We start from the raw sequence: 9,770 nt of genomic DNA on the forward strand, positions 1-9,770 counted from the left end.
GGACGCGCCGCGCCGCTCATCTTGATGCACTGGAACGTCGCGCGGCGACGTAGCGCCGGATCTTCTCAGCGGTTCCGCAGTCGTCCATGCTGCACCACCGGCGACTTCGGTTCTTGCTCTCGTCGAGGAAGAGGAAGCCACAGCCGGGGCATCCCTTGATCCGGTTCAGCGTTCCGGTGGTGAGGAGCTGGATCGCTGCGTGCACCACCGGCCGTAGCGGCCTTTCCAGGGTGTGATCGCCGCGCCACGTCCATGCGAACGTGCCGTCCCGCTCGAGTCGTGCATGACTGAGCGCGTCGGCCTCGTCATCGCGTAGCCGATCCAGCACGGACGCGCCGGGATCCCGGCCGGTTGCCAGAGACCGAAACACGTCGTCGAGAGCGTCGCGGATGCGCAGGGACCGCTCGAGCGTCGCGTCAGCTCCATCCGGATCGTCGCGAGACAACCCGCGCAACACGGCCGCCTCAGCCTCGATGAGAGCACCCGCGTATATGCCCCATGCAACCAACTCGCGGTAGCCCATAAGCACGTCATCGTCAGACCTATCGGGCGGTCCGGTCCGGGTGTTGACGAAGTCCAGGGCGAGATTGCCACCGACCAAGCGCATCCGTGTGACGTCATCGACTGTTTCCATTGAAACCAATTTTACCAGTTGACACATTGGCAGAGCCACCACTAAGGTGTTTCCACCATAATCATTTTAGCTGGAAACGCCGTGAGTTGCCTGGTCACGACGGCTTCCGATCAGCGAGGGGTTGGTCATGGACAACATGCTCGGGGTCGCAACCGCACTGGCAGCGATGAGACTCGACGACGGCCGACGGTACGAAAGCACTCCCATGTTCAGTGCGCTCCCCAATGCGCCCACCGTGGAGCACCGTCCGACCCTTGCTGCCCGCCTGGTCCGGGCCTTTCGGCGCGTCCGCGTCACCGGTCGACGGCCGGTCGTCAGCCCTACGACATCGCAGCCGACGACACACTCGCCGGCTTGCACACCGCCATGGCAACGCATAGCAGCGAGCCGAACAGACCGGCCACGTGAGCGGTGTCATGGTCGTACTGGATGAGGGCCATGTCGTCGGGACCAAGTTCCGTCCGCAATCGCAGCACGAAGGCCACCTGCGACTCGCCCCACGCACACGCCGTCGGGAAGGGTCCTGCACGGTCAGTGTGGCAACTGTTGCATTAGCCAGATCGGCAGCGGGTCTGTTACCGAGCGCACCACCTCCCAGCCAGCGCGGTGGTACACCTCGACATTGGCGGGGTTACTCGTTTCCAGGATCGCCGGCAGTCGGTCTTGGGCGGCCCGCCGCAGTCCGGCTTTCATCACGGCGTGGCCCCAGCGGCGGCCGGCGTGGTCGGGGTGGGTGCCCAAGACGCCGAGGTACCAGAACGGGATCAGAGGCCGGACAGCGCGCACCGCCTCGTTGTACGCGTGGACGCGTGCGAGTGCGTCGGCCGGGAGCTGCGCGGCAAGAAGGCAACGTGCCACCACAAACTACGGAACCTGCCAAGCTAGAGAGGCAGGTTCCGGAGCAGGATGTCGGGGTTTGCGCCGGCGATCCCATGCTCGGCCCATTCAAGTGCGGCGGCCTGCGTGAGCGCGCGTACGGCGAACTTGGACGTCGCGTGGCGGCCGACGAATCTGTCAACGGTCTCAAGACCAAGGGCGCGAACAGGCCGACATACGTCGGTCACAGAACGAGAACCAGCGGCTCGTCGATCGCGGCGAGCGCACTTTCACCGACCTCCGGCCGGACCGTTCGCAACGCCCCGATCACATAGCGCCAAAAGCGACCGGGGTCGCTGTCAGCCCCGTCGAGCGACACCCATGCGCACTTCCGTGGCTCCTCCGGTGCGGCGAGCCACTCGCTGAGCAGCGTCGTCTTACCCCACCCCGCGGGAGCGCAGAGCAGCGCTAGTTTGCGCTCCCGCCCGCCGACCAGACGGGCAACCAGGCGCGTGCGCGACACCACCCCCGACCGCACCCGCGGGACGTGCAGCTTCGTCGAGATCAGGACGGGTGCCCCGGGCAGCGCTGCCCTCCCAGCAAGGCTCATCCGCCAAGCGTACGCCGGACTGGATGCCTACCGACGTGCTCTGGAAACGCTCGCCCGCCACCACATCGACGCACGAACCGGACGCAGGAACGGACCAGCGGCCAACGTGGCCGACGGGCATGTTCGCCGACGCAGCCGACGAAGTCTTCGGTCCGGACGCCGAGCCCGCGGACCTCAACAACTTCTTCCGAGCCATCAACCTCAGGCTCGTCTACCACCAGGTCGAAGGTACCTTCAGCGGCAAGCTGAACCTTGCCAGCACGCACAGTTGCACACCACCAGGACCGAGTTCTCGTCGAGGTCGGGATCGTGGATCTTCGCCGGTGCGTGAACGCTCGTTGCCGCATGGTCCCGTGGCTGGCGACAAAGGCGCTGGGTCAGCCCGCCGGTCGGCCCAAGCCGGCGGCTGCCCCGGCCACGGCACGGCGCAAGGGCTCCACGAAGCTCATCAGCCGATCGCGGGGAACTCGCATCTCAGGCGCGCACACACTCAGCGACGCCGCGACGCTTCCATCGGCGTGGAGTATGGGCGCGGCGACGCAATGGATGCCGTTCTCGTGCTCCTCGTCGTCAATTGCGTATCCCCGCTCGCGAGAGCGCTCGAAATCCGCACGGAGCTCTTCCGGCGTCGTGAGCGTGTTGGAGGTGTGCTTGACCAGATCGGCGTTGGAGAGAAGCTCGTCGACTTCCGCTGAGGGTAGGTAGGCCAGAATCGCCTTCGCTACGCCGGTGCAGTGCAGTGGGGCGACCAGGCCAATCCGTGAGTACATGCGCACCGGATGCTTGCTCTCGATCTTGTCGATGTAGACGACGTGACCGTTCTCAAGCACTGCGAGATGGACCGTCTCACCTGTTGCGGCGTGCAGCTCCCGCATGAAGGGTGCCGTGATCTCACGGATATCCAGGGACTCGAGCGCACGCTGTCCCAAGGCGAGCACTGCGGCCCCGAGCCGATAGGTGCCGTCCGGACGCTTTTCCAGCAACCGCCAGCCGTGCAGCGTGTGGAGAATCCGCAGCGCCGTCGTCGAATGGACACCTAGCCGGTTCGCCACATCCCCGACCGATCGCGGCTGGCCTGCCACGTACATCAGCGTCTCGACCGCCCGGTCGACGGATTGCGTCATGAGTCCTCACCTCAGCCTCTCTAGAGCGCCGCTACTCACCGTCGGACGGGCATCGCCGGTTCTCCACGCACGATCGACTTGACGGTACCCGCCAGCCTCGCTCAAAGCCCTTGGAATCCATACCACGACGCGCAGATCCGGCACCCGGTAGCCGCCACCTACTGAATCGAACATCGCTATCTGCGGGTACTTCGCACCCTTGACAGCCTGAGGTGTCGCGACAATCATACAAGAACTGCACAGTCTGCAGTAGTCCTGCATATTATGCAGTCGCATAAGCAGGATGGCGAGTGGTGGTGATAGTGGCGTGTTCAGCATCCCTCCGAGTCGCACTAGCCGCTGCCGTCGAACCATGTCGCGTCCAGCCGCGCATCACCGCGTCCGCGGCTGGGACCAAGGTCACCGATCACACATGTGCTGGCTAAGTCCGTTTTCAGAGAGGAAGAAGGGCTCATGACCGAACAGACATCGACCAGTGGTGCCACCCGGCGCCAGCTCCTCAGTGGAGGCGCAGGCCTCGGTCTCGGCGTGCTCGCGGCCAGCGTCGGCTCAGCCGCGGCGGGCATGGCGACTGCACACGCCGCCGACGACGAGGCAGCAGAGGGTCGCAGCCGAGAGAACTTCGATTTCGGATGGAAGTTCCTCCGTGATGACCCCGATGGGGCGGAGCAGCCGACGTTCGACGATGCCGAATGGGACGACGTCGACCTTCCGCACGACTGGAGTATCGAAGGCCCGCTGAGCCCGGACGAGCCATCCGGGGGTCCAGGCGGGTGGGTGCCGACTGGGATCGGCTGGTACCGCAAGCGGTTCACCGCGCCGGCGACCAGCGAGGGCCGGCGCAGCTTCGTCGATTTCGATGGCGTCTACCAGAACAGTAGTGTCTGGATCAATGGCGAGCACCTCGGCGACCGGCCGTACGGCTACGTTCCCTTTGCCTACGACCTCACGCCGCATCTCGTCGAGGGCGAGAACGTCATCGCCGTGCGGGTCGACAACTCGAACCAGCCGAACAGCCGCTGGTACTCCGGATCGGGGATCTACCGGCACACCTGGCTGACCACGATGAACGAGGTCCATGTCGCTCAATGGGGCACTTGGGTCATCATCGAGGAAGCCTCGGAGGAGGCTGCCACTCTGCAGGTCAAGACGCGAGTCGAGAACGAAGGCCAGCGCCCGGTCCGGGTCACTCTGCAGACGGACCTGGTCGACGACGATGGGCAGACAGCCGAGACCGTGGAGTCTGCCCGGACCATCCCACACGGTCAGGACCACACGTTCACGCAACAGGTGGCCGTCGACAATCCCGCACTGTGGTCTGTCGAGGACCCCAACATGTACACGGTCAGGAGCACCATCCGCACCCGGCCGGGTGACGGAGAACCACACGGTGTCGTGGACGCGTACGACACATCGATCGGGATTCGCACAGCGGAGTTCGACGCGGATCGAGGCCTGCTGATCAACGGTGAGCAGGTCAAGATGAATGGCGTCAACCTTCACCACGACGGCGGATTGGTCGGAGCCGCGGTGCCGCTACGCGTCTGGGAACGCCGGCTGGAGATTCTCAAGGAGATGGGTTGTAACGCCATTCGGACCGGCCATACTCCGTTTGCCACGGAGGTCCTGGACCTCTGCGATCGGATGGGCTTCCTCATCATGAACGAATTGCTGGACGAATGGAGGGCGCCGAAGCCACAGGTGGACCCACACGGCTACAGCGCCTACTTCGACGAGTGGTATGAGCGCGACGTCGAGAGCGTTGTGCGTCGGGACCGCAACCACCCCTCGGTCGTCCTGTGGAGCGCCGGCAACGAGGTCGCCGACCAGTCCCCCGAAGGAGACCCCGACGGGCATCTCACCTTGAGAAGCCTCAACGAGGTGTTCCACCGGGAGGACCCCACACGGCTGGTCACCGTCGGATGCGACCGCATGGGGCATGAGCGACCGGGCGCTGCAACGACAGACGAGTTCATCGCCGAGATGGACATCATCGGGTACAACTACTGCGATCGCTGGCATGACCGCGCGCACCTTTACATGGAGGTCGACCGCGAGGCTTGGGGCGACAAGCCCATGGTGGGTTCGGAGAGCGGGAATATCACGACGAACCACAGCATCGATGTCGAGAACCAGTACAAGTTCATCTCGACGAGGGACTACGCCTCAGGCGATTTCATGTGGACGGGAGTCGACTACCTGGGTGAGGCATTCTCACCGACGAGCCGAGGATTCAGCGGCGGCGTGCTGAACCTGTGCGGGTTCAAGAAGCCGGGATTTTACTTCTACCAGAGTCAGTGGACCGAAGAACCGATGGTCTACCTGTACCCGCACTGGAACCAGAACGTTTCAGAGGGGGAGATCGTCACTGTGCGGTGCTACACCAACTGCGACTCGGTGGAGTTGTTCCTCAACGACAAATCACTCGGCACGAAGGGGTACTGGCATCCGGCCGTCGGGATGATCGAAGATTACGGCAACTACCCGCCCGAGCGGAGTACACCGCGGACTACGTCTGATCTCAGCCTCGTGTGGGACGTTCCCTTCGAGCCCGGCACCCTCCGTGCGGTGGGCCGCAAGCTCGACGATGTCGCCGTGGAGACCGAGATCTCGACCACCGGGGAGCCGGCTGCGATCCGGCTCTCCGTGGACCTAGACGAGATCGCCGCAGACCGCCGCGATGTCGCGCATCTGACCGCTGAGATCGTCGACGCCAACGGCCTGGTGGTGCCGACAGCGAGCAACCGGGTCTCTTGGTCCGTCCAAGGGGCTGGGAAATACCTCGGCGCCGACAACGGGAACATGTCGGATCTGCAGCAGTACCACGTGCGGGAGCGGGATGCCTTCCAGGGCAGGCTCCTGGCGATCGTGCAGTCCGACGACGAGCCCGGCACCGTGGAAGTGAGTGTCAGCTCACCGGGCCTCACACCCGCCTCCATCGAATTCCAGGTGGTCTCATAGCGCTCGTTTGACGCTGAGCACGTGTGTTGAACAGCTCGGTGTCACACGTCATACGGCGAGGTGGGCAGCCCCTTCTTGAGCCACGCCTCGTCATGGTGCCCGGCTGGATGCGGACCTATAGTCAGCCATACCCACAGAGCGGGCCTCTCCAGGGCCGTCCAAATACGCGCTCAAAGGCATCATGTACTGCGGCATCTGCACGCGGAAGATGGAAGCGGAGAAGTACAACAAGAACGCCGACGATCCAACCCGGCCACGATTCGTACGGCACCGGCGCCGATCCCGGACCGCGTCCGAACCGGGCCAAGGCCGCGGACGGCAAGCGACTGCACCGCCTGGAACCGGATCCGGTCGCCGCGCCGTTCGCGCAACGGAGCGAATCGCGGCAAATGATTGCGTTGCCGCTGTCTGAGGCAGCACCATGCGTACATGGAGACCTTCGCCGACAGGTCACAGCCCATCGTATACGTGGATACATCCGAAGTTCGGGATGGGCGGTTGAGGGAGCTCAAGGCCGCAATGGCCGACTTGACGGAGTTCGTGGAAGCCAACGAGCCACGGCTCCTCGCATACAACGTGTACTTCAGCGATGACGGGACCCGCATGACCGTCCTGCACATCAATCCCGACTCGGCATCGCTCGAGTTCCACATGAACGTGGCCGGGCCCAAGTTCCGCCCGATCGGTGAGTTCATCAACATGCTGGCTATCGACGTGTACGGCCAGCCGGACGACGCGCTCGTTGACCGCCTGCGGCAAAAGGCCGAGATGCTGGGCAGCGGGTCGGTACGCGTACACGAGCTGCACGCCGGATTCGCTCGCCTACTCGCGCGCTAGGCCGTCGACACTTCGAGAGCGCCGCAGTCGGACGGTTGCGGCGGATTCGGGCAGTGAGGGCCCTCGACGTTCCTCGTCGGTCTACCTCACGTGAGTGCGGCGGTCGCGCTGTGCCGCGAGACGAATTCGGCGATCGGCTCGGCTACGGCCGCTGGGTTCGTGGTGACCGAGAAGTGATCTGCACCCTCGAGGACGACTTCCTCGCGCTGCGGGAACAACTCGTAGAGGAAGGCTCGCGTTGCAGGGTTGATCGGGTTCTGCGAAGCGGAACACCACGAGAGCACTGGGCTGTCGACCGTTGCCGCCTGCTCGACCCCGTAGTTCCACTCGACTAATGCGGAAGCTTCGCCCTCGACGAACGTTGCCGCGTCCTTGATGCCCTGGTCGACGACGCCGGGTCCTGCGGCTTCGGCAGCCGCGCGCCAATCCAGGCCGGCTGGTTCGAAGAGCGGCCCGTACGCGCCTGCGATGTCGCCCGCCTGGTAACGACCCGCCATCGCCTCGAACGCTGGACCCAGAATTCCCAGCACGTCCGCGAACTCGCCGGCGGCCAGCCAACTGCTGGACGGCAGCGGCTCGAGCAGCGCCAGGGACCGTACCCGAGCGGGCGAGGACGCTGCGAGTTCGAGAGCGATCATGGCGCCCTCCGAGTGACCCACAAGGTGTGCCCGGTCCACCTTGAGGTGGTCCAGCAGGGCAACGATGTCGGCCACCTGCATGTCGAAGCCACCGGCCGGTCCGGCGCTCTCGCCGTACCCGCGCCGGTGATAGCGGATCCGCTGAAACCCGCTGAACGCCGTCTGCTCGGCCAACGGACGAAGGAAGTCGGCCCAGATGGCGCCGTGGATGAACAGCACCGGTTCTCCCTCACCCTGGACGTCGTAGGCCAACTTGATGCCGTTCACGTTTGTTGTCTTCATCGGAACTCCTTAGTCGGTAGGTCTGGCTCCGGTGGTGCCCGCCTTGCGAGCTTTCCGATTCGAGACTGGCCGACCGGGCAGCCGGACGGATCGGCATTGGCCGCCAACCTGAGTCCGAGGGCGTGGGTACAACTACCCATCTGCGATCTGATGGGCCATGCTGGGGGCATGGAAGCCGCCACGGCACACGTGGCTCGCGCACGGGAGTTTCACCAGGCCTCCCGGTGGGAGGAGGCGTGCGCGGAGTACGCTGCGGCGGACACCGAAGAGCAGCTCGCCGCCGAGGATCTGGAAGCCTACGCCGAAGCGGCCCAGGTCTGTGCCCGGGGTGACGAGGCGGTCGCTCTGCTTCACCGTGTCTTCGTCCTCCGGGTCAGTGCCGACGAACTCGATGACGCGGCGCAGGTCGCGTTCTGGCTGTGGTGGGCGCTGTTGAACAGCAACAAGGCCGTCCAGGCAAGCGGTTGGCTCAAGCAGACCAGCCGCACCCTCGGCCCCGATATGGCCGGCAGCGTGTGGCTCAAGATCCCCGAGGCGATGTTCCACGGAACGACGGGTAACCGCGCTCGCGCCGACGACCTGCTCAGGGCGATCGTCGACGAAGGCCAGGGCGAGGTGGTCCCATGGGCCTTGAGCATGTGGGGTCAGACCCTGATCGACGACGGGCGGCTCCAGGACGGGCTCGATCACCTGGACGAGGCGATGGCCATTCTCCTCAACCATGGCCTATCGCCACGCGTCACCCCATGGATCTACTGCGCCGCCGTGCGCGGGTGCTGCCTGGCACGCGACTTCGCTCGCGCCCGAGCGTGGAACCGGTCGATGGCCAGGTGGCTCGATTCGCTGGACAGTCTCGCAGGCGCGTACCTCGGGAACTGCCGCATCTACCGCTCACGATTGATGTTCCTCAACGGTGCCTGGCCGGACGCCCTCGACGAGATCGCCGCGGTCTGTGACGACCTCGACGGCTACGCCGGTTGGGTCTGCGGCCACGCGTACTACCAACTCGGCGAGGTCCGGCGGCTGCGTGGCGAGTGGGATGCCGCCGAAGATGCCTACCGCCGCACCGCGGAAAGTGGCTGCCCGACACAACCGGGACTCGCCCTGCTCAGACTCGCCCAAGGCGACGTCGACGCCGCGTCAGCAGGCATCCGTCGGGCGCTGACCGAGGTGAGCGCGAAGCCCGACCGCCTGGACCTGTTAAAGGCCGCGGTCACCATCTACCTCGAAGAGGGGAAGATCCAGGCGGCCCGGGATGCAGTGACCGAGTTCGAGGAGCTCACGGGCGAGCTCACGACACCTGTCATCGAGGCCGAGACGGCTACCGTCACAGGCGCGCTGGCGCTCTCTGAGGGCGATCCCGGCACAGCGTTGCCACTGCTGCGGCAGGCCGTCGGAGCCTGGCAGGAGCAAGGTGCCCCGCACGAGGTGGCCAAACTGAACGTCCTGATCGGGCAGGCCTGCCGCGCGCTCGCTGACCATGACGGTGCGCAGCTCGAATTCTCAGCAGCCCGGGAAACATTCGAACGACTCGGCGCACGTCCGGACCTGGAACAGCTGAACCGGATCGTCGCGGCCACAGACACTGCTCCCGAGACACACGGACTCACTCAACGAGAGATCGAGGTCCTGCGCCTCATCGCCCGAGGCAAGGGGAACCGCGCGATCGCCAACGAGCTACACCTCAGCGAACGCACGATCCATCGGCACGTGTCCAACATCTTCACCAAGCTCGACGTCGACTCGCGTACCGCCGCAGTCGCCTACGGAATCAAACACCGCATCGTCGAAATGGGCACCCTCTAAACGGCGAGACCCCAATTCGCGACGGCGCGCAGGCGATCATGCGCGCCGCCCACGACGCCCGG

At 65.1% G+C, this 9,770-nt stretch carries 7 protein-coding genes and 1 pseudogene; 3 read left to right on the forward strand and 5 right to left on the reverse strand.

Going from position 1 to position 9,770, the window contains the following annotated elements; translation table 11 throughout:
* Window positions 1–16: 16 nt before the first annotated feature.
* The 4 genes and pseudogenes from ELR45_RS01650 to ELR45_RS01670 form a co-directional block, all read right to left on the reverse strand.
* Complete coding sequence (locus ELR45_RS01650; protein ID WP_165367381.1) at window positions 17–634, reverse strand: CGNR zinc finger domain-containing protein; 618 nt, start codon at window positions 632–634, stop codon at window positions 17–19.
* A gap of 531 nt (window positions 635–1,165) precedes the next feature.
* A pseudogene (locus ELR45_RS01655) lies at window positions 1,166–1,480 on the reverse strand (GNAT family N-acetyltransferase); the annotation flags it as partial.
* 214 nt (window positions 1,481–1,694) lie between these two features.
* Window positions 1,695–2,060: a hypothetical protein gene (locus ELR45_RS01665; RefSeq protein ID WP_129662898.1), complete on the reverse strand. Its 366-nt coding sequence runs from the start codon at window positions 2,058–2,060 to the stop codon at window positions 1,695–1,697.
* Window positions 2,061–2,437: 377 nt separating this feature from the next.
* Window positions 2,438–3,184, reverse strand: coding sequence for an IclR family transcriptional regulator (locus tag ELR45_RS01670; RefSeq protein WP_129662899.1), 747 nt, complete (start codon window positions 3,182–3,184; stop codon window positions 2,438–2,440).
* A 453-nt stretch (window positions 3,185–3,637) separates the two neighbouring features.
* Between ELR45_RS01670 and ELR45_RS01675 the strand changes: the two genes are divergently transcribed.
* Window positions 3,638–6,145, forward strand: a complete 2,508-nt coding sequence (locus ELR45_RS01675) for a glycoside hydrolase family 2 TIM barrel-domain containing protein (RefSeq protein WP_129662901.1) — start codon at window positions 3,638–3,640, stop codon at window positions 6,143–6,145.
* Between the two features lie 519 nt (window positions 6,146–6,664).
* Window positions 6,665–6,982 (forward strand): hypothetical protein, encoded by a 318-nt coding sequence (locus ELR45_RS01685; protein WP_129662903.1) that lies wholly within the window; start codon window positions 6,665–6,667, stop codon window positions 6,980–6,982.
* A gap of 86 nt (window positions 6,983–7,068) precedes the next feature.
* Here ELR45_RS01685 and ELR45_RS01690 read toward each other — a convergent pair whose 3' ends face one another.
* Window positions 7,069–7,902 (reverse strand): alpha/beta fold hydrolase, encoded by an 834-nt coding sequence (locus ELR45_RS01690; RefSeq protein ID WP_129662904.1) that lies wholly within the window; start codon window positions 7,900–7,902, stop codon window positions 7,069–7,071.
* A gap of 168 nt (window positions 7,903–8,070) precedes the next feature.
* On the opposite strand from ELR45_RS01690, the gene ELR45_RS40230 reads away from it, so the two are divergent.
* Entirely contained in the window at window positions 8,071–9,708 is a 1,638-nt protein-coding gene (locus ELR45_RS40230; RefSeq protein ID WP_165367383.1) for a helix-turn-helix transcriptional regulator, read from the forward strand.
* The last annotated feature ends 62 nt before the right edge of the window (window positions 9,709–9,770 follow it).

Source organism: Phytoactinopolyspora endophytica (assembly GCF_004138495.1).
Lineage (GTDB): Bacteria > Actinomycetota > Actinomycetes > Jiangellales > Jiangellaceae > Phytoactinopolyspora > Phytoactinopolyspora endophytica.

Excerpts from the sequence above, each read along its gene's own strand:
- ELR45_RS01650 (WP_165367381.1), bottom strand. The coding sequence starts at position 634 with ATGGAAACAGTCGATGACGTCACACGGATGCGCTTGGTCGGTGGCAAT.
- ELR45_RS01665 (WP_129662898.1), bottom strand. The coding sequence starts at position 2,060 with ATGAGCCTTGCTGGGAGGGCAGCGCTGCCCGGGGCACCCGTCCTGATC.
- ELR45_RS01670 (WP_129662899.1), bottom strand. The coding sequence starts at position 3,184 with ATGACGCAATCCGTCGACCGGGCGGTCGAGACGCTGATGTACGTGGCA.
- ELR45_RS01675 (WP_129662901.1), top strand. The coding sequence starts at position 3,638 with ATGACCGAACAGACATCGACCAGTGGTGCCACCCGGCGCCAGCTCCTC.
- ELR45_RS01685 (WP_129662903.1), top strand. The coding sequence starts at position 6,665 with ATGGCCGACTTGACGGAGTTCGTGGAAGCCAACGAGCCACGGCTCCTC.
- ELR45_RS01690 (WP_129662904.1), bottom strand. The coding sequence starts at position 7,902 with ATGAAGACAACAAACGTGAACGGCATCAAGTTGGCCTACGACGTCCAG.
- ELR45_RS40230 (WP_165367383.1), top strand. The coding sequence starts at position 8,071 with ATGGAAGCCGCCACGGCACACGTGGCTCGCGCACGGGAGTTTCACCAG.